This window comes from Phenylobacterium sp., assembly GCF_037138395.1.
In the GTDB taxonomy this organism is placed as follows: Bacteria; Pseudomonadota; Alphaproteobacteria; order Caulobacterales; family Caulobacteraceae; genus Phenylobacterium.
This window is the reverse complement of record NZ_JBAXIM010000043.1, coordinates 1-18907: the sequence shown is the minus strand read 5'-3', so window position 1 is coordinate 18907 and position 18907 is coordinate 1. Positions and strand designations below refer to the sequence as shown.

The following is an 18907-nucleotide window of genomic DNA, read 5'->3' as shown; positions in this document are numbered from 1 at the left end:
CGACGATGCGGGTGTTGGACCGGCCGCGGAAGGCTTCCACGGCCGCGCCGCCCGTGTCGCCCGAGGTCGCGCAGAGAATGGTCTGGGTCCGCCCCGCCCGCCCGAGGACGAAATCCGACAGACCGGCCAGAAGCTGCATGGCCACGTCCTTGAAGGCCAGGGTTGGGCCATGGAACAGCTCGGCAAGGAAGACGTCGGGGGCCAGCTGGACCAGGGGGACCACCGCCGGATGGTCGAAGGCGGCATAGGCCTGGCGGCACATCTCCAGGAGATCCGCCTGGGGGATCTCGTCTGCCGCGAACCGCCCGAGCACGGCTGCAGCGACCTCGGCGTAGGGCTGCCCCGCCATCCCGGCGATCTCCCCGGCGGAGAACTGCGGCCAGGACTCAGGGACATAGAGGCCCCCGTCCGGCGCCAGGCCGGCGAGGACGGCGTCGACAAAGCCGACGGGGGGCGAGGCGCCTCGAGTGGAGATGTACCGCATCAGCTTCTGAAGTGCTTCCAGAGGCGGGCGGCATAGACGCCAGCCAGGGCGCCGGCAAGGCCGAACCAGGTCAAGGCGTATTCCATGTGGCGGTTCGAGATGACGGCCGGAAGCGGCGACGGCGTCAAAGCCGGCAAGTCAGGATTGGTGCGGGACTCCGCCATCAGCATGACCGGAGCCGGCCGGGAACCTCCGAGTGTCGCCGCCATGGCGACCACATCCCTGGAGAACCAGAGTCGCTTCGCCAGGTCGGCCTTCGGCGTGAAGGACCCCGGTGGGTCCGGGACCCTGAGGATGCCCGTCACCATTTCCGAGGCTCCGCCAGGCGTTACCGTCCGGACCACTGGCCGCGCCGTCTCGGCGTCGTCGATGAAGCCGCGGTCGACGAGGAGGGTGGCAGAGCCTCCAGTGCCCAGAGGGCAGGCCGAGACCAGCCGCCGCCCCGAGTGACCGTCAAGAAGGCCATAGAGCTCTACGAAGGCCGCCCCGGAAATTCCGGGGCAGGCAAGCCGCACCCGGACCATGTCGAGGTCGGCGGGGGTCCGGGCCTTGGAAAGGGCCTGGGCGGCGTCGACCGGGGCGGCAGACTCCAGCCTGGCGATCCGGGCCAGGAGGGCCTCCTTCCAGACCCGACGCTGCAACTGCCAGTTCCCGAGGGCGATCAGGATGGCGAGGCCGATGAGGGTCGCAATCGTCAGGCCGACCGGGAAGCGAGTGGGGGGGGCGGGCTCAGTCGTCATGACGGGCTTCCGCTGCCCGGTTCGCGAACTGTGCGGCCAGGAGGACGCCCTTCACCGGTCGTAGGAGGCCGCCGCAGACGATCATCGTCAGAGGCAGGAAGACCGCAAGGAGCACCCAGATGGGTGGGCGATAGGCGATCTCGGTGAACAAGGCGGCAAAGGACACGATGGAGCCGCCGATCAGGATCACGAAGACAGCCGGACCGTCGCCGGAATCCGCCCGGGCCAGATCGAGGCCACAGGCGGAACAGGTCTCTGAAACCGTGAGAAAGCCCTTGAAGAGGGGCCCCTCACCGCAGCGGGGACATCGGCCGGTGATCCCCGCCAGGAGGGGGTTGACGCCGGCCATGGGAGGTCAGTGTCCGGTGGACGCGCCGAAGATGACGTAGATGAAGGCAAAGAGGAACAGCCAGACCACGTCGACGAAGTGCCAGTACCAGGCCGCAGCCTCGAAGCCGAAGTGCTGTTTTGTCGTGAAACCACCGCCCATCAGGCGCGCCAGGCAGACGATCAGGAAGATGGTCCCGATCAGCACGTGGAATCCGTGGAAGCCCGTCGCCATGAAGAAGGCCGAGCCGTAGAGGCCGGAATTGTCCGCACCCTCACCTCCGAAGAAGTATTTGTGCTCGAGGATGTGCTGGTACTCGTAGGCCTGCACCGAAGTGAAGATGACGCCGAGGATGACGGTCAGGAGCAGGCCAATCTTGGCGGCGCGGCGGTCACCCGTCTGAAGGGCGTGGTGCGCCCAGGTCACGGTGGTGCCGGAAAGCAGGAGGGTCAGGGTATTGAAGAGGGGTAGGTTCCAGGCCGGAACGGTCTCGATGCCCTTCGGCGGCCAGGTGGCCCAGGCCGCGCGGACCTCCTCAATACCGGAATGCGTGCGCGCCCCGTGGAACAGGGCCATTTCGAAGAATATCCAGAACCAGGCCACGAAGAACATCACTTCCGAGGCAATGAACATGATCATGCCGTAGCGCAGGCCGATGCTGACCACCGGGGTATGATCGCCCTGGTTGGCCTCGATCGTGACGTCACGCCACCAGGCGGCCATGGTCAGGAGAACCCCCGCCAGACCGCCGAGGAAGACGGCGAGGTTACCCTTTGGAAGACCAAAGAGTCCCTTCATGGCGATCACGCCGCCAATGGCCATGACGCAGGCCGCAATCGAACCGACCAGTGGCCAGGGGCTCGGATTGACAAGATGGTAGTCGTGTTTGGCTTCGCCCGCGGACATTGCGCCCCTCTTCCTCTTACTGCCGCTACCCGCCCGTTAAGTCCCAGGACCGGTAGGCGTTTCTGGATGTGTCCCTATAGCCCCGCTTTCGCCGTTCCGCCAAGCGCGGAAGGCACTCCTGAGGCTGTCGGCTTCGCGTTCTGCGCAGGGTAGAAGGTGTAGGACAGGGTCACTTCGGACTTGCCCCGGGTGTTGAAATCCTCGGCGAACTTCGGATCGACGAAATACACCACGGGGAACTCGACGGTGGTACGCGCCGCTACGGTCTGGTCGCTGAAGCAGAAGCACTCAAGCTTCCGGAAATAGGCGCCGGCGAGCTCGGGCGTGACGTTGTAGACGGCGCGCCCCGTGATGGGGTGGTCGCTGTTGTTGGTGACCGTGTAGTAGGCCAGCCCGGTCTCTCCGATCCGCAGGGTCTGAGAGGTCTGCTGGGGCCGGAAGGTCCAGGGCAGGCCCCGGACGTTGGCGTCGAACCGGACCTCCAGGGTGCGGTCGAGGGTGCGGGAAGCCGCCTGCTCGGTCCGCCTCGGCGTACCGTCAAATCCGGTTAGCTGGCAGAAGGCCCGGTAGAGCGGCACCGAGGCGTAGGCGGCGCCAACCATGCCGGCGAAGCCGACGGCGCACCAAAGTGCGACCCGAGCGTTCCGGCGAGTGGCCTCAGAGGGGACGGTTGATGACATTGCCACCCATCCGGAAGACCGTCACGAGATAGACCAACACCACAAAGCCGACGAGGCCGATGCCGATGGCGATGTTCCGGCCCCGGCGGGCTCGGGCCGCGGCGTCAGGTGATCCGGCCCCGAGGGGATTGGAGGGGGTTTCAGGTTCCGTCATGTCAGACCTCAGGAAAGTCCACCCGCAGCCCGGCCCCAGAGATGCTCGCCTAGCAGGGTGGCGAAAAGCAGGGTCAGGTAGAGGATGGAATAAGCGAACAGGTTCCGGGCGTCGCGCGCCGCCGCCTGGACATCGTAGAGGCCGTCGGTGACCCGGGGGTCGGCGGCATCGCCGGCGCGGCCGGAACGAACCCTCCAGGACAGGAGCAGAAACACGGCGCCCCCCAGGCCTGCGACTGCGAGGTAGGTCATTCCGCCTAGGCCCGTCACTACGGGTGCAAGACAGACGGGTATGAGGAGCAGGCTGTAGATCCAGATCTGCCGGCGGGTCGCGGCGGCACCAGCTGTGACCGGCAGCATGGGCACGCCTGCGGCAGCATAGTCCTCGCTGGTGTAGAGAGACAGGGCCCAGAAGTGGGGCGGCGTCCACATGAAGATGATGGCGCACAGGAGCCAGGCGTCGAGGGGGGCCTGTCCCGTTGCCGCCGCCCATCCGATCACTGGCGGAAGGGCACCTGCAAGGCCACCAATGACAATGTTCTGCGCCGTCCATCGCTTCAGCCACATGGTGTAGACGACGGCATAAAAGAAGATGGTGAAGGCCAGGAGACCCGCCGCAAACCAATTGATCGCCAGGCCAAGAAGCATGACCGAGAAGAGGGACAGGACGATCCCAAGGGCCAGGGCGTCCGCGGCCTGCACCCGTCCTGCCGGCACCGGACGGCCCCGAGTACGCCTCATGCGGGCGTCAATATCGGCGTCGTACCACATGTTCAGGGAGGCAGAGGCCCCGGCGCCCACGGCAATGCACAGGATGGCGATCGCACCCATGACCGGGTTCAAAGGCGTGCCGGCGCAGATCATGCCCGTGGCCGCCGTGAAGACCACCAGAGACATGACGCGGGGCTTCAGCAGTTGCACATAGTCCTGCCAGCGGGGCGGAAGGGCGGCACGGGCAACGGCGGAGGGGGTCATGTCGACCTTGTATTCCCTGATACGTAGAGGGGCGCGCACCGGGTCAGTCCGGTCCGCGCCCCCCCAATGAGTCTTGCCAAGGGCCCGTTGGCCGGGCCGCGGCGATTAGTGGTGCGAGTCTGCCTTGAAGACCGGCGGGTCGCTGAACTGGTGGAACGGCGGCGGCGAAGACAGCGTCCACTCGAGGGTGGTGGCCCCTTCGCCCCAGGGATTGGCCTCGGCCTTGCGGCGGCGGATCGCCGCCTCGAGCAGAACCACGAGGAAGACGCCGACGCCCACCACGGTGATGAAGTAGCCGTCGGTCGAAATGCCATTCCAGAACCTGAAGGCCTCCGGATAGTCGACATATCGGCGGGGCATGCCCTGGAGACCCAGGAAGTGTTGCGGGAAGAAGATCACATTCACACCGACGAAGGTGATCCAAAAGTGGGCCGCGCCGAGGAACTCGTTGTACTTCACGCCCCACATCTTCTCGAACCAGTAGTAGAAGCCAGCGAAGATCGCGAACACCGCACCCATGCTAAGCACGTAGTGGAAGTGCGCCACCACATAGTAGGTGTCGTGCAGGCTGTAGTCGATGCCGGCATTGGCCAGCACCACGCCGGTAACACCGCCGACCGTGAACAAAAAGATGAAGCCGATCGCCCAGAGCAGGGGCGTCTTGAAGTCCAGCGAACCGCCCCACATGGTCGCAATCCACGAGAAGACCTTCACCCCGGTTGGCACCGCGATGACCATTGTGGCCGCCACGAAATACGCGCGCAGGTCTATGGGCATGCCCACCGTGTACATGTGGTGCGCCCAGACGATGAAGCCGACGAAGCCGATGGCCACCATGGCATAGGCCATGGCGAGGTAGCCGAAGATGGGCTTCCTGGAGAAGGTCGAGACGATGTGGCTGACAATGCCGAAGCCGGGCAGGATCAGGATGTAGACTTCGGGGTGGCCGAAGAACCAGAACAGGTGCTCGTACATGACCGGATCGCCACCACCGGCGGCATCGAAGAAATGGGTGTTAAAGTTCCGGTCCGTCAGCAGCATGGTGATGGCGCCAGCCAGGACGGGCAGGGACAGGAGCAGGAGGAAGGCGGTCACCAGCACCGACCAGGCGAACAGCGGCATTTGGTGCAGGGTCATCCCCGGCGCGCGCATGTTGAAGATCGTGGTGATGAAGTTGATCGCCCCCAGGATAGAGCTCGCGCCGGCGAGGTGGATCGACAAGATGGCGAGGTCCATCGACGGGCCGGTGTGGCCCGAAGTCGACAGGGGCGGATACATCGTCCAGCCGCCGCCAAAGCCCTTGCCCGGGCCGCCGTCCACGAAGAGGGAGGTGCAGAGCAGGACCCAGGAGGCCACGAGGAGCCAGAACGAGACGTTGTTCATCCGCGGGAAGGCCATGTCCGGCGCGCCGATCATGATCGGAACGAACCAGTTACCGAAGCCGCCAATCATGGCCGGCATGACCATGAAGAAGATCATGATCAGGGCGTGGGCGGTGACCACGGCGTTGTAGCCGTGGCTCGAAGCCTCGAAGATCCCGAGATTGTCGAGCCAGCCCCCCTTGACGAAGACCTGCAGACCGGGCTCGGCCAGTTCAAGCCGGATCAGCCCGGACAGGGCACCGCCCACAATCCCGGCCATGATGGCGAACAGGATATAGAGGGTGCCGATGTCCTTGTGGTTGGTGGAGAAAAGCCACCGCACCAGGAAGGGCGGCTTGTGGTCGTGATCATCAGCGTGATGAGCGTCGGATGCGTAGGCCATCTGTACTGTCCTGACCTCAGTTTGACGCCGGCGCCGCGGCGGGCGCAGACATTGCGGAAGATGCCGGCGCTGCGGCGGGAGCCGTGGCCGGGACGATTGCGGGTGCGGTGGCAGGAGCCGCCGCGAGGGCGGGAGCCGGAGCTCGCGCGCCGCCAATCTTGTACCCCCCCTTCGATGCGGCCCAGGCGTCGAAGTCGGCCTGGCTCACCGCCCGAACCTCGATGGGCATGTAGGCGTGTTGGACGCCACACAGCTCGCGGCAGTTCCCGTAGTAGATGCCCGGCCTGTCGATCTTGAACCAGGTCTCGTTCACGTGGCCGGGGATAGCATCGGCGATCACACCGAAGGCCGGGACGGCGAAGGCATGGATCACGTCCGAACCCGTCACCAGCACCCTAACGGTTTTGCCCACGGGAACCACCAGGGGTTCGGTCGCGGCAAGGAGGTAGGGAACCTTGCGAGCGATGGCTTGGTCCTCGGGCAGGACATTCGAGACGAATTCGCTGACCCCGTTGTCGGGATACTCAAAGCCCCAATACCACTGGTAGCCGGTGGCCTTCACCGTCAGGTAGGGCTTGGGCATGTCGTTGTATTCGTAGAGGAGCCGGAACGAGAACACCGCGATCACGGTCAGGATCAGGATGGGAACTATGGTCCACACCATCTCGACCACTGTGTTGTGGCTCCACTTCGCGGGGATTGGATTGGCCCTCTTGTTGTACCGGATCACGACCCAGACAAGCAGGGCCATCACGAACAGCACGATGGCCGTGATGATCGGCAGAAGGATCCAGTCGTGGAAGAAGATCGCGTCGTCCCTGAGCGGGGTAACCCCCGGCTGCATGCCAATCGCGCCAGGGGTCGGTTGCCCGACCAACATCTCGGAGGCCAGGGCGGGAAGCCCCCAGACCACCGTCATCGCAGTTGCGGCTGCCGCCGCGAACCGCGCCCGAATGCCTTGAACCCTCGACTTCATGTCCCCTCGGTCGCTACTCGCGGACGATACGCGCCCGAAAGGGGCCGCCCCGCCGACGTCCATGAAGACCGAGCCTACGGGTGCCCGAGGCCTCGGTCCTTCGAGCGCGTACATATGCGCTCACATCGAACTTGCCAAGCGGTCCAAACGCCTTTCCGAGGGTGTGTGGCAGGGTGACGTCGGGGCTCGCAGCCCCTATCTGTTAAGCCTTGAACCGCGACGGAGTTCCGCATGCCCAGCCTTCCCGAATCCGCCTCCTTGATCGAGACCCACGGCCTGGCGCCGGAAACGGCCCGGCGCGTGCTTGCGGATGCGGTCGGCGAGGCCGACGACGGCGAAATCTTCTTCGAACGGTCGCGCAGCGAGTCCTTCCTGTTTGACGATGGCCGGCTGAAATCCGCCGCCTTCGATACTTCCGACGGCTTCGGACTGAGGGTTGTGGCCGGGGAATCGGCCGGTTACGCCCACTCCAGCGAAGTCTCGGAGGCCGCCCTCCGGCGCGCCGCCGGCTCTGCCGCCCTTGCGCGCCGCGGCTATTCAGGCGTGGCGGACGAAGGCCCCCGGCCGACCAACCGCCAGCTTTACGACCCGGTGGACCCCACCGATTCCCCGGACTTCGAGACCAAGGTTGCCCTGCTGCAGGAGATCGACGCCTGGTGCCGGGCCCGGGATCCCCGGGTCGTGCAGGTGATGGCCTCCCTCGCGGGAGAGCAGCGCACCGTCGAGATCCTGCGGGCCGACGGACAGATCATCCGGGATGTCCGCCCCCTCTGCCGGGTCAATGTCCAGATCACGGTGGAGCGGGATGGCCGGCGGGAGACCGGGTTCGCCGGCGCCGGTGGCCGGGCCGGATTCGAGGCCTGGATCGCCCCCGACCGCTGGCGCGGCCAGGCCGAGGAGGCCCTTCGCCAGGCCCTGGTCAACCTCGAGGCGGGCCCCTGCCCCGCCGGCGAGATGGACGTGGTGCTCGGTGCCGGCTGGAACGGCGTCCTACTCCATGAAGCCGTAGGCCACGGGCTGGAGGGCGATTTCAACCGCAAGGGCTCCTCGGCCTTCGCCGGCAGGATCGGGGAACAGGTCGCCGCCCGCGGCGTGACGGTCTATGACGACGGCACCCTCCCCGGTCGCCGGGGCTCGCTGACAGTCGACGACGAGGGTACGCCGACCAGCCGGACCGTACTGATCGAGGACGGCATACTGGTGGGCTACATGCACGACCGCATGAGCGCCCGCCTGATGGGCCTTTCCGCCACCGGGAACGGCCGTCGTCAGTCCTACGCCCACATCCCCATGCCGAGGATGACCAATACAGCGATGGAAGGCGGGAGCACGCCCCGGGACGAGATGATCGCCTCGACCAAGCGGGGGCTCTATTGCGCAAACTTCGGCGGCGGCCAGGTCGACATCACCAATGGCAAGTTCGTCTTCCAGTGTACGGAGGCCTACCTCATCGAGGACGGCCAGATCACCCGTCCGGTGAAGGGGGCCACCCTGATCGGCGACGGGCCGACGGCCCTGACCCGGGTCACCATGATCGGCGACGACTTCGACTTCGATCCCGGCGTCGGCGTCTGTGGCAAGTCGGGCCAGTCCGTACCCGTGGGCGTCGGCCAGCCCTCGCTCAAGATCACCGGCCTGACGGTAGGCGGCTCAGGCGGCTGATCCCCGGCGGCGGATCCCCGGCGGCGAATCAAACGCCGCCGGGCGGCAGTCCGTCAGGAGGCCGCGGTCTCCGCCTCTTCGTCGGTCCCGACCGGCTTGTCCGTATGGGCCCAGCCGCGCACCAGGAAGCTGATCAGGATAAAGAAGATCCCGAACCCGACGCCCGCCCATCCGAGGGCCTGGAAGCCACCGATGGCCGTGTCCAGGGCGAGCTTGGGATCAAGGACCTCGCCGCCGACCGACTCCGTGACCAGAAGCCTGGCGATCATGCCGCCCACGAACTGGGCGATGGACGCGGCCAGGAACCAGACCGCCATCATGAAGGACACCACCCCGGGCAGGGTCAGCTTGGTGATCTCCGACAGGCCCACGGGTGACAAGAAGAGTTCGCCCGTGGTGTGCAGCAGGTAGAGCAGGCCAAGCAGGACCAGGGGTACCCGGAAGGCGCTGTCGTGCAGACCGGCACCCCAGACCACGATCAGGAAGCCCAGGCCGACCTGGACCAGGCCGAAACCGAACTTCAGGGTCGGGTTCGGATCCTTCCCGCGACGTCCGAGCCATGTCCATAGGGCGGCGAGAAGGGGCGCGAAGATCAGGATGAAGCCGGCGTTGAACGACTGGGTCTGGGCAGCACCGACCGAAGTGTCGATCCAGCTCCACCAGCTGGTCGGCTTTACACCGATGGCGGCTAGCTGATCCGGCGTGCCGAAGGGGATACCGAGGAAGCGACCCGCCGCCTGGGTCAGGGACAGGTTCACATTGGTCGAGGCGAAGAGGTTGAGCGAGGATCCGGCCTGCTCGAAGAGGGTGAAGAAGACCACCGACCCCAGCACCAGGATGGCAGCCAGTCCCATCCTCTGGCGCTCCACCGTGGTCTTGCAGACCCTGACGATGATCCAGACCAGGGCCAGGACAGACACGACGATGGCTGCAATCAGCGCCACTCCGACCAGCTTGTTGTTCTGAACCGTCAGGTAGACAATACCGATGGCCAGGATCGACATGATGTAGGTCATCCACTCCCGGTTCACAAAGCCGGCGAAGGGCTCGTTCAGCATCTCGGGGTCGGGCGGCTCGCCCTTACCTTCGAGAAGGGGCTTGCCGAGCATGAAGACCACCCAGCCCACAAACATGCCGACCCCGGCGAGGCCGAAGCCAGCCCACCAGCCGAAGTGCTGACCGAGGAGGCCGCAGAGGATCGCGGCCCAGAAGGCACCGAGATTGATGCCGTAATAGTAGAGGGTGAAGCCGGAATCCCGGCGGGGATCGCCATGCGGGTAGAGGTCGCCCACCACCGCTGAGATGTTGGGCTTGAGGAAGCCCACCCCGAGGATGATCAGCGAGACGGCGAAATAGAACATGCTGGTCGAGACGGGATCCTGGAGAGTCCGGATCTCGAACTGGCCCGCAGGGATCGAGGCGGGCAGGCCCGTCTCGATCGGAACACCCGGAATGGTGATCCCGCCGCCCTCTCGCGCACCGAACGCGTATTTCTTGCCCTCCACCAGTATGTGGGCGACCCGGTCGTCCATCCGGCCCTCGGCGATGATCGGATAGACCGTCCCGCCATAGAGCAGGTCCTGCCGAGAGGGGGGGCCCTCAAAGCCCATGGAGAGGTGGCCCGCCACCAATAGAAGCGCACCGAAGGCGACGGCCTTGCGAGAGCCCAGCCAGCGGTCGGCAATGAATCCGCCAAGAAGCGGGAGGAGATAGACCAGGGACGTGTAGGACGCATACACCGAGCTGGCCTCGGCGCGGTCGAACAGCAGGTGCTGGGTCAGGTAGAAGATCAGTATGCCCCGCATGCCGTAGTAGGAGAACCGCTCCCACATCTCGGCGAAAAACAGGACAATCAGACCCTTCGGGTGATCCCGCATCAGCTGGATCAGCACGGGCACGCCCGTGGCGAAGGTGACGAGCAGGCCGAGGAGGATGACGATGTTCATCTCAGGGGATTCCGGCTTCGGGCGGGCGCGACGGCCCCGAGTAAGCGACGCGCAAACAGAACATGCGCCGCCGGTTCAGGCAAGCAAGCGGCCGACGGTCAGAAGGCCAGCTCTTCCCAGACCGGGGCCACCCGGCCGCCCCAGGGGCCATGGAAGCGCTCGAGCAGGCGGTCGGCCCGGGTGAGGCCGCTCTCGGCGATCTCGGCCAGGGGCGCGAGATAGCGGCTTTCGTCGGCGCCGGAGGCGTCCAGCCGGGCCCTGCGCTTCAATCCGCCCGCGGCGATGGCCACCAGGTCCCGGGCGACATCCTGGACGGTCCGGGTCCCGATCTTCGCCCGCAGGCCCAGGCGGGTCACGTCGGCGCGCAGCGGCTCGTGCGAGTCCAGCGGCCAGTCCCGGCAAAGCTCCCAGCCAGCCTCGAGGGCCTGGCGATCGTAAAGCAGTCCGGTCCAGACCGAAGGCAGGGCGTCCAGCATGTCCTGCGGTCCGACGTCGGCACCCCGCATCTCGAGGTACTGCTTCAGGCGCACTTCCGGGAAGGCCGTGGTGGCGTGGTCGGCGAAGTCCTTGAGGCTGGGCCGGTCGCCCGGAAGATCGTCGAAGCCCCGGGTCATGAACTGCCGGAAGGAGCGCCCCGAAAGATCCACATAGGAGCCGTTCCGTTTGACGAAATACATCGGCACGTCGAGCAGGTAGCGGGCATAGGACTCGTATCCGAAGTCCTCGTCGAAGACGAAGCCCAGCATCCCGGTGCGGTCCGGGTCTGTATCCGTCCAGACATTGGCCCGGGCGGTCAGGAAGCCCGAAGGCCGCCCCTCCACGAAGGGCGAGTTGGCAAACAGCGCCGTGACCACGGGCTGCAGGGCGAGACTTGTGCGGAACTTGAGCCGCATGTCGGCCTCGTCGGCGAAATCGAGGTTGGCCTGAACCGTGCAGGTGCGGAACATCATGTCCAGGCCCAGCCCGCCGACCTTGGGCATGTAGGCGCGCATGATCCGGTACCGGCCCTTGGGCATGACCGGGACCTGTTCTCGGGTCCACTCTGGCGTGTATCCCAGGCCCAGGAAGCCCAGGCCCAGCCGCTCGCCCACTGCCCTGACCTCGTCCAGGTGGTTCGCCGTCTCGGCAGCGATCTCGTGCATGTCGGCAAGGGGAGCGCCAGAAAGCTCGAACTGCCCGCCCGGCTCCAGGCTGACATTGGCCTTGCCCCGCTCCAGTCCGATGAGGGTCTCACCCTCGCGGACATCGGTCCAGCCAAAGACCTTCAGACCTTCCATCAGGGCCAGGATTCCCGCCGCGCCATCGTAGGCGACCGGAGAATGGTCCGCTGTCCGGAACACGAACTTCTCGTGCTCCGCCCCCACGCGCCAGTCCGCTGGCGGGGTCTCGCCCGCCTGGATCCAGGCGACGATATCGGAAAAGTCCAGCGGTCGATCGTCGACCTTGGAGTCGGCCATGCCCGTCTTCCTGTAGGTTTTCTTCCCAGACCCGCCCTTCGGCCGGGCCGGTTCTTTACGCCGCTAAGTCGCTTCTGCGCAAATCAGGATTTCTGCAGGCCATCGCGAAGATCAGGACCGTAGGTCGCCGAGGGCCCCCTGGACCAGGGCCAGGGCGACCAGGGCGGCGGTATCGGCGCGCAGGATCCGGGGGCCAAGCGACACCGGGATCGTCCCCTCCCGGGACCGGAGAGCCGAACGCTCTGCAGGGGAAAATCCGCCCTCGGGCCCGATCAGGACGGCCAGGGGCCCGGGCGGCAGCCCCGCCAGCGCCTCCAGGAGGGGCGGCGCGTCACCCGCCTCGTCGCAGAAGACCAGGCGCGCGCCGTCCAGTCCTGCCTCCAGTATCCGCGAGAGGGACTCTGGCGCCCGAATGGCGGGAATATCGAGGCGACCGGTCTGCTCGGCTGCCTCGGCGGCAATGGTCTCCAGGCGGTCGATGCGGGTGTGGTCGGCGTTGGCGCGCTCCGTGATCGCCAGCCGGATCTCGGCAACGCCGAGCTCGACGGCCTTGGCGACCGCTGTCTCCAGAGGGGTCCGCTTGACCAGGGCCATGACCAGGACAAGCGCTCCCGCAGGCGGCTGGGCGCGGGTGCGCCGGACCAGGTCCAGCCGCGTCCCGCGCTTGCCGGCTTCCGCGATCCGGGCGAGCCACTCGCCGTCCCGGCCGTTGAAGACCAGGACCTCGTCGCCCGGCCCCCGCCGCATGACCTGGGAAAGATATCGCCCCTGGTCTGGGGAAAGGAGGAGGCCCCCGTCCCCTGAAAGTTCATCCCTGACATGAAGGCGGATCATGCTTCCTCCTAGACCCGGCGGCGTCCTTCCGCCTAGGCTTGCATCATGACTGACAAGACCACGTCCGACGACGACTACGACCGGGATCTGCCGCGCCTGCAGCTGGCCCTCGTCCGCTACCAGCAGCACGCCATGGCCGCCGGCGACAAGGTGCTGATCATCTTTGAGGGCCGGGACGCAGCGGGCAAGGATGGCTCCATACACCGAATCACAGAGCACCTGTCCTCCCGGGCGACCCGGGTGGTGGCACCGCCCAAGCCCTCAGACCGCGAGAAGACCCAGTGGTTCTTCCAGCGCTACGTACCCTGGCTTCCGGCGGCGGGCGAGACCGTCATCTTCAACCGGTCCTGGTACAATCGGGGCGGGGTGGAGCCGGTCATGGGCTTCTGCACCGAGGATGAGCACGAGAACTTCCTGCGGAACGTTCCCGTCTTCGAGGGCATGTTGGTCGACAGCGGCGTGCGGCTGGTCAAGCTGTGGCTGGACGTCAGCCGGAAGGAACAGAAGAAGCGCCTCGAGGAGCGCCGGACGGACCCCATGAAGGCCCTCAAGACCAGTCCCCTGGATGAGGCCGCCCAGTCCCGGTTCGACGCCTATTCCGAGGCTCGCGACAGCATGCTCCGGCGAACGCATTCGGAAAAGGCGCCCTGGGCCTGCGTCCGCTCAGACGAGAAGAAGCCAGCGCGCCTGGATATCCTTCGCCACCTCGTCCGCTCGCTGGCACCCAAGGATCTCGCCGATGAGGTCGAAGCGCCCGATCCAGGCGTACTGTTCCCCTTCGAACTGAGCGCCCTGTCGGACGGCCGCCTGGCCCGGTGAGCCCCGGCCTTTCCGCAGCCGAGGCCCGTCGCCTGGGCCTCCGGGCCCAGGGATTCGGCCGGACCCGCCCCGTCGCTCCCGGGCGGGCTGACGTCCTCGGCATAGTCCGGCGCCTGGGCGTCCTGCAGATGGACTCGGTCAACGTCCTAGCCAGGTCCCACTATCTACCCGTGTTCTCCAGGCTCGGCCCCTATCCCCGCGAGGCGCTCGAAGACCTGGCCTGGGGACCCCGAAAGGGCCTCTTCGAATACTGGATGCATGAGGCCTCCCTAGCGCCCCTCGCGGTCCAGCCCCTCCTGCGCTGGCGGATGGAGGACGCCGAGGCGGGGGTCGGAGTGTGGCGGGGCGTGGCCAGCTTCCTGCAATCACACAGGGCATTCATCGACCAGGTGCTGGACGAGATCGCCCGCCGGGGCCCCCTTTCGGCATCCGAGCTGGGCCTGGGAGCGAAGGGCGCCGGCGGCTGGTGGGGCTGGAGCGAGGGCAAGCGGGCCCTGGAATGCCTGTTCTGGACGGGACGCCTGACCACCGCCGCCCGCAGAGGCACCTTCGAGCGCATTTATGGACTGCCGGATCAGGTCCATCCGCCGCACCGGCTTCGGGCGCAGACCCCGGACCGGGGCGAGGCGCAGCGGGAACTCCTCCGGATCGCCGCCCGGGCCCAGGGGGTGGCGACCGAGGCGGACCTGAGGGACTATTTCCGCCTGCCCGCCGCTGAAGCCCGCCTGCGGGTGGCGGAACTGGTGGAGGCCGGGGACCTGACCCCCGTGCGGGTCGAGGGCTGGCGGGCCCAGGCCTACCTGTCGCCCGACGCCGGGCTGCCCCGAAGGATCGAGGCCGAAGCCCTCCTCAGTCCCTTCGACAACCTCATCTGGTTCCGCGACCGGGCCGAGCGGCTCTTCGACGTCCGGATCCGGCTGGAGATCTACACCCCCGCCCACCGCAGGGTGCACGGCTACTACGTCCTGCCCTTTCTGGAGGGCGAGGCCCTCACCGCCCGGGTCGACCTGAAGGCCGACCGGCACGGACGCCGGCTCCTCGTCCAGGCCGCCCACGCCGAGCCAGCAGCGGGAGCGGGGACGCCGGAAGCCCTCGCCCAGGCCCTGGGGCGCATGGCGGGCTGGCTGGGGCTGGAGGCGGTGGAGGTGGCACCCCGGGGCGACCTGGCCGGCCGCCTTGCGGGCGAGGTCGCCCGGCTAGGCTGAGGGCTTCGGTATCATCACCAGCCAGGGGGTCGGCGCAGCGCGGAACTCCCAGACCGCGAGCAGCTGGTCCAGGTGACTGCGGTTGCGCAGCAGCTCGGGCAGGGGCGAGGTCTTCGGACCCGCGCGCACAACAGTGATCTCATGGGTGGCCGCGAAGCGGTCCTGGAGCCGGTCCAGGACGCCCGGCCGGTAGACGTCATGGGTCTCGACGATCAGCCGCATGCCCGCCAGGGCTGGGGCGAGGTCCGGCCTGAGCAGGTCGTCCTCGGCCCCCTCGATGTCGACGATGACCAGGCACCGGCGGCCGGCGAAGGCCTGGAAGTCCCCGGGCTGGAAAAGCCCGCCCACCTGGACCCGGTCAGCCACCCCGTTGAGCTCTGCCATCCGCCGGCAAGCGGCCTGCGCGGTCTCGGACGTATCGTGGGCGTGGACCCGGGCGCGGGGGGCCAGCCGGGCCAGGCCCGCGGCGTAGTAGCCCTCGGCGCATCCGATATCGAGGATGACCTCAGGGTCCGCCGCCAGGGCCTCGGCCAGGTGGGGATGCAGTTCGTCCTCATAGGTCCCGATCAGGCGGGGCGCCAGGGCCCCCTCCGTGGCGTCCTCCACATAGGCCATGCCCGCGAAGGGGCCGCCCAGCACCCGGCCGCCATTCTGGTCGCGCAGGGCCCCGGCGATTATCCGCGAGCGCCAGATGGCCAGGACCCGCAGGCCCAGGGTCGCCCCCTCAGGCGTGGACAGACCGCCCGGCGCGTCAAGCCGCGCGCGGAACCACTCCCGGACCGTCTCCAGATAGCTGGCCATTTCCACCCCGCAGACTCGTTCGCACTCTGGCCCCCGGCGGGCAAAGCCTCAAGCCGCCCGTCTTAGGCCGCCCGTCTCAGGCCGCGCCCAGGGTCACGGCGTGGAGCCGGGCATAGGCCCCGCCCTGCGCCACAAGGTCCACATGGCGGCCCTCCTCGAGGATACGGCCGTTTTCGAAGACCAGGATCCGGTCTGCGGTGCGGACCGTCGAGAGCCGGTGGGCGATGATGACCGTGGTCCGGCCCTCCATCAGGGCCTCCATGGCTGCCTGGACCTCGCGCTCGGTCTCCACGTCCAGGGAGGAGGTCGCCTCGTCGAGGACCAGGATGGGCGCATCCGCCAGGAAGGCGCGGGCGATGGCTACGCGCTGGCGTTCGCCGCCGGACAGCTTGACGCCCCGCTCGCCCACAAGGGTGGCATAGCCCCCCGGAAGACGGGCGATGAAGTCGTGGGCCCGGGCCCGCCTCGCGGCGAGCTCGACCGCTTCCGGGGTCGCGTCGGGCCGGCCGTAGGCGATGTTCTCGGCAATGCTGCGGTGGAACAGGGCCGGGTCCTGCGGCACCACGGCAAGGGAACGCCGCAGGCTGGCCTGGGTGACCGAGGTCACGTCCTGCCCATCCACACGGATGGCGCCCGCGTCCACGTCGTAGAGGCGCTGGATCAGCTTGACGAAGGTCGACTTGCCCGAACCCGTGGCACCGACCAGGGCAACCCGCTCGCCAGGCTGGATCCGCAGGGAGAAATCGCTGAACAGCTGGCGACCCGACTTGGCATAGCCAAAGCCCGCCCGGTCGAAGACGATCTCACCGGCCCCGGGCGCGAAGGCCGGGGCGCCGGGCCGGTCCGGGACCTGCGGCTCGGTGCGCATGTAGCGGGCCAGGTCCTCGGCGTCGTCCAGGCCCTTCTGGAGCATGCGGATGTTGTCGCCGAGGTTCCGCAGGTAGCCGCTCATCAGCATGAAGGCCGTGACCCCGAAGACCACGTCGCCGGGGGTGGCCTCCCCGCGGGTCCACAGCCAGATCAGAAGACCCGTCAGACCCGCCTGGAGAAAGGCAAGCAGGAGATTCTGGACCAGCCAGATGTCGGTAAAACTGTACCAGGTGCGGATGACAGCGTCGCGCCAGAGCGCGGTCACATTGGCAATCCTGGCCTCCTCCCGCACCTCAGCACCGAAGCTGCGCACGGCGGCGTTGCCCGAGATCGAGTCCGCCAGGGCGCCGCCGATCCGGGTGTCCAGCGACACCGAGCGCTGGTTCAGGGGGCGGGCGAAGCGGGAGATCAGGAACAGGTTCGAGGCAATGAACAGGCCGACGGCAAACAGCGAGAACAGGCCGACCATGGGCCAACGCAGGATCATCATCACCGAAAGGCCGACCAGGACCAGCAGGGCCGGGCCAATCCACATGATCACGGCGTCGGAGACCTGGTCATAGGCCCACATGGCACGGCTCAGCTTACGCACCGTCGCCCCGGCGAAGGCGTCGGCATGCCAGTCGGCCGAATAGGCCTGGACCCGGGCGAAGCCGGCGTCGGTCATGTCCTTCATGTTGATGGCCGCAAGCTGGCACCAGGGTTTGTCGCGGATGTTCCTCACCCCAGCGAGGGTCACCCCCAGCCCGATGAAGATCGCCCACCAACGCCAGGCGTCCGGCGCCAGGGTGGGCCCCTGGATCAGGGTGTCCACCATCCGCCCCGCCGCCCAGGGCATGGCCATGTCCAGGCCGATCGACACCAGGCAGAAGGTCACGACCCAGGCCAGTCGCCAGGGTTGGCGCATCCAGAAGCCGGCAATGAAGCCCAGCACCTGGAAATTACTGAGGGCGCGCTCGCGGGGCGCCTCGTCCTCGTCTTCGTAGTGTTCGGTCATGTTTTCAGCAGGGTTGGCCCGGCCCAGGTTACAGGCGGGGCGACGTCAGGAAGGAGTGGGCGGCGGTCGGTCAGGACGAGGCGTCAGCCCCGAAATCGACCCTGGATGCCGAGGGCGGCGGCGAAGAACTCTGTCATTTCGGCCCCCCTTTCCTGTTGCTGAAAGAGGTCATTTCATCCCCCTGCGGAAACCTGGGGTCAACCCGCTGGCGGGTGGTTCTTTTCGACTGATGCGGCCCGGTCACAGTCTGGTAGAAGCACAGGCATGCTTGAGACGCCGAAGTCCGAAATCCTTCCTGACGCACGGCCTCACAACTGGGTGGACCGGTTCGCCCCCGAATCCCTCCGGCCCTGGCTGAAGCTGGGCCGGTTCGACCGCCCCACCGGAATCTGGCTGCTCATGCTTCCCGGCTGGCAGGGCGTAGCCCTGGCGGCCTCCATGGCAGGCCGTTGGCCGGACTTGGTCCTGCTGGCCAAGATTTTCGTCGGCGCGGCCCTGATGCGGGCGGCGGGGTGCGCCTACAACGACATCATCGACCGGGACCTGGATGCCAAGGTCGCCCGAACTGCAGGCCGTCCCGTCGCCTCGGGACGGATCTCCGTGCGGCAGGCCTGGGCCTACCTGGGGGTCTGCAGCCTGGCGGCGGCGGCCATACTCTTCACCCTCACGCCCCTGGCCATCGGCCTGGGGATTGGCTCCCTTCTGCTCGTGGCGGCCTATCCCTTCATGAAGCGGATCACCTGGTGGCCCCAGGCCTGGCTCGGCCTGACCTTCAACTGGGGCGCCCTCCTGGGCTTTGCGGCGGTGACGGGCGAGATCGGGCTTCCCGCCGTCCTCCTCTATCTCGGCGGGGTCTTCTGGACCCTGGGCTACGACACGATCTACGCCGTCCAGGACCTGGAGGATGACGCCCTGGCCGGCATTCGCTCCTCGGCCCGCCGACTCGGCCAATCCGCCCCGAAGGCGGTCCTTGGTGCCTACATCCTGGCCTTCCTCCTGGCCCTGGCCTGCGCCTTCACGGCCCGCCTGGGGCCCCTCTTCCCGCCCCTGGCCGCGGGCTATGGCCTGCTCCTGTCCCGGCAGGCCGCCCGGCTGGACATGGACGACCCCACAGGCGCCCTGACCCTCTTCCGCGCCAACGCCCTGGCTGGCCTTGTCCTGTTCGCAGCCCTCGCCGCCGGGCGGTTCGGGCAGGGGCTTTGGGGCGGAGGGGGCTTGTAGAGCGGCGGGCGGGACACGATAGTCTTTTCCAACTGCCAAGGAGGCTGACATGGCCGATGACGCCCTTCCGACCATCCTTCAGCTGACGC

17 protein-coding genes and 1 pseudogene are annotated in these 18907 nt (G+C 67.3%); 4 read left to right on the top strand and 14 right to left on the bottom strand.

Annotated elements, in window-relative coordinates:
* The 9 genes and pseudogenes from WCJ52_RS05235 to coxB all read right to left on the bottom strand — a co-directional run.
* Window positions 1-484 (bottom strand): annotated as a pseudogene (locus WCJ52_RS05235) (threonine synthase); the annotation flags it as partial.
* A complete protein-coding gene (locus tag WCJ52_RS05230; RefSeq protein ID WP_336902250.1) occupies window positions 484-1224 on the bottom strand; it encodes an SURF1 family protein in 741 nt (246 codons plus the stop codon). The gene WCJ52_RS05230 and the pseudogene WCJ52_RS05235, both read right to left, overlap by 1 nt.
* Window positions 1214-1573, bottom strand: a complete 360-nt coding sequence (locus WCJ52_RS05225) for a DUF983 domain-containing protein (RefSeq protein WP_336902249.1) — start codon at window positions 1571-1573, stop codon at window positions 1214-1216. Before WCJ52_RS05225 ends, WCJ52_RS05230 begins: the two co-directional genes overlap by 11 nt.
* A gap of 6 nt (window positions 1574-1579) precedes the next feature.
* Entirely contained in the window at window positions 1580-2458 is an 879-nt protein-coding gene (locus WCJ52_RS05220; protein ID WP_336902248.1) for a cytochrome c oxidase subunit 3, read from the bottom strand.
* Window positions 2459-2532: 74 nt separating this feature from the next.
* A complete protein-coding gene (locus WCJ52_RS05215; protein ID WP_336902247.1) occupies window positions 2533-3138 on the bottom strand; it encodes a cytochrome c oxidase assembly protein in 606 nt (201 codons plus the stop codon).
* Complete coding sequence (locus WCJ52_RS05210; RefSeq protein ID WP_336902246.1) at window positions 3116-3292, bottom strand: hypothetical protein; 177 nt, start codon at window positions 3290-3292, stop codon at window positions 3116-3118. Before WCJ52_RS05210 ends, WCJ52_RS05215 begins: the two co-directional genes overlap by 23 nt.
* An 8-nt stretch (window positions 3293-3300) precedes the next feature.
* Window positions 3301-4266, bottom strand: coding sequence for a heme o synthase (cyoE, locus tag WCJ52_RS05205; protein WP_336902245.1), 966 nt, complete (start codon window positions 4264-4266; stop codon window positions 3301-3303).
* Window positions 4267-4371: 105 nt separating this feature from the next.
* Window positions 4372-6030, bottom strand: a complete 1659-nt coding sequence (ctaD, locus tag WCJ52_RS05200; RefSeq protein WP_336902244.1) for a cytochrome c oxidase subunit I — start codon at window positions 6028-6030, stop codon at window positions 4372-4374.
* Window positions 6031-6046: 16 nt separating this feature from the next.
* Window positions 6047-7006: a cytochrome c oxidase subunit II gene (gene coxB, locus WCJ52_RS05195; protein WP_336902243.1), complete on the bottom strand. Its 960-nt coding sequence runs from the start codon at window positions 7004-7006 to the stop codon at window positions 6047-6049.
* Window positions 7007-7237: 231 nt separating this feature from the next.
* Between coxB and tldD the strand changes: the two genes are divergently transcribed.
* Entirely contained in the window at window positions 7238-8668 is a 1431-nt protein-coding gene (gene tldD / locus WCJ52_RS05190) for a metalloprotease TldD (RefSeq protein ID WP_336902242.1), read from the top strand.
* Between the two features lie 53 nt (window positions 8669-8721).
* Here tldD and WCJ52_RS05185 read toward each other — a convergent pair whose 3' ends face one another.
* The 3 genes from WCJ52_RS05185 to WCJ52_RS05175 form a co-directional block, all read right to left on the bottom strand.
* Entirely contained in the window at window positions 8722-10614 is a 1893-nt protein-coding gene (locus tag WCJ52_RS05185; RefSeq protein ID WP_336902241.1) for an MFS transporter, read from the bottom strand.
* A gap of 98 nt (window positions 10615-10712) precedes the next feature.
* Entirely contained in the window at window positions 10713-12071 is a 1359-nt protein-coding gene (locus WCJ52_RS05180) for a glutamate--cysteine ligase (protein WP_336902240.1), read from the bottom strand.
* Window positions 12072-12182: 111 nt separating this feature from the next.
* Complete coding sequence (locus WCJ52_RS05175) at window positions 12183-12905, bottom strand: 16S rRNA (uracil(1498)-N(3))-methyltransferase (RefSeq protein WP_336902239.1); 723 nt, start codon at window positions 12903-12905, stop codon at window positions 12183-12185.
* 45 nt (window positions 12906-12950) lie between these two features.
* On the opposite strand from WCJ52_RS05175, the gene ppk2 reads away from it, so the two are divergent.
* Together ppk2 and WCJ52_RS05165 are read left to right on the top strand one after the other, a co-directional pair.
* The gene (gene ppk2, locus WCJ52_RS05170) at window positions 12951-13724 is read left to right on the top strand and encodes a polyphosphate kinase 2 (protein ID WP_336902238.1); all 774 of its coding nucleotides are present in this window, start codon (window positions 12951-12953) and stop codon (window positions 13722-13724) included.
* Complete coding sequence (locus tag WCJ52_RS05165; protein ID WP_336902237.1) at window positions 13721-14929, top strand: crosslink repair DNA glycosylase YcaQ family protein; 1209 nt, start codon at window positions 13721-13723, stop codon at window positions 14927-14929. Before ppk2 ends, WCJ52_RS05165 begins: the two co-directional genes overlap by 4 nt.
* Here WCJ52_RS05165 and WCJ52_RS05160 read toward each other — a convergent pair.
* Entirely contained in the window at window positions 14921-15730 is an 810-nt protein-coding gene (locus WCJ52_RS05160; protein WP_336902236.1) for a methyltransferase, read from the bottom strand. The genes WCJ52_RS05165 and WCJ52_RS05160 overlap by 9 nt on opposite strands.
* Before the next feature lie 76 nt (window positions 15731-15806).
* Window positions 15807-17597 carry an ABC transporter ATP-binding protein gene (locus WCJ52_RS05155; RefSeq protein ID WP_336902235.1) on the bottom strand — a complete coding sequence of 597 codons (1791 nt, stop codon included), beginning with the start codon at window positions 17595-17597 and terminating at the stop codon, window positions 15807-15809.
* A gap of 264 nt (window positions 17598-17861) precedes the next feature.
* Between WCJ52_RS05155 and ubiA the strand changes: the two genes are divergently transcribed.
* Entirely contained in the window at window positions 17862-18818 is a 957-nt protein-coding gene (gene ubiA, locus WCJ52_RS05150; protein WP_336902234.1) for a 4-hydroxybenzoate octaprenyltransferase, read from the top strand.
* The last annotated feature ends 89 nt before the right edge of the window (window positions 18819-18907 follow it).

Coding starts and splice junctions, on each gene's coding strand:
- WCJ52_RS05155 (WP_336902235.1), bottom strand. CDS start 17,597: ATGACCGAACACTACGAAGACGAGGACGAGGCGCCCCGCGAGCGCGCC.
- WCJ52_RS05210 (WP_336902246.1), bottom strand. CDS start 3,292: ATGACGGAACCTGAAACCCCCTCCAATCCCCTCGGGGCCGGATCACCT.
- WCJ52_RS05160 (WP_336902236.1), bottom strand. CDS start 15,730: ATGGCCAGCTATCTGGAGACGGTCCGGGAGTGGTTCCGCGCGCGGCTT.
- cyoE (WP_336902245.1), bottom strand. CDS start 4,266: ATGACCCCCTCCGCCGTTGCCCGTGCCGCCCTTCCGCCCCGCTGGCAG.
- WCJ52_RS05230 (WP_336902250.1), bottom strand. CDS start 1,224: ATGACGACTGAGCCCGCCCCCCCCACTCGCTTCCCGGTCGGCCTGACG.
- ppk2 (WP_336902238.1), top strand. CDS start 12,951: ATGACTGACAAGACCACGTCCGACGACGACTACGACCGGGATCTGCCG.
- WCJ52_RS05225 (WP_336902249.1), bottom strand. CDS start 1,573: ATGGCCGGCGTCAACCCCCTCCTGGCGGGGATCACCGGCCGATGTCCC.
- ubiA (WP_336902234.1), top strand. CDS start 17,862: ATGCTTGAGACGCCGAAGTCCGAAATCCTTCCTGACGCACGGCCTCAC.
- WCJ52_RS05220 (WP_336902248.1), bottom strand. CDS start 2,458: ATGTCCGCGGGCGAAGCCAAACACGACTACCATCTTGTCAATCCGAGC.
- tldD (WP_336902242.1), top strand. CDS start 7,238: ATGCCCAGCCTTCCCGAATCCGCCTCCTTGATCGAGACCCACGGCCTG.
- WCJ52_RS05180 (WP_336902240.1), bottom strand. CDS start 12,071: ATGGCCGACTCCAAGGTCGACGATCGACCGCTGGACTTTTCCGATATC.
- ctaD (WP_336902244.1), bottom strand. CDS start 6,030: ATGGCCTACGCATCCGACGCTCATCACGCTGATGATCACGACCACAAG.
- WCJ52_RS05175 (WP_336902239.1), bottom strand. CDS start 12,905: ATGATCCGCCTTCATGTCAGGGATGAACTTTCAGGGGACGGGGGCCTC.
- WCJ52_RS05185 (WP_336902241.1), bottom strand. CDS start 10,614: ATGAACATCGTCATCCTCCTCGGCCTGCTCGTCACCTTCGCCACGGGC.
- coxB (WP_336902243.1), bottom strand. CDS start 7,006: ATGAAGTCGAGGGTTCAAGGCATTCGGGCGCGGTTCGCGGCGGCAGCC.
- WCJ52_RS05215 (WP_336902247.1), bottom strand. CDS start 3,138: ATGTCATCAACCGTCCCCTCTGAGGCCACTCGCCGGAACGCTCGGGTC.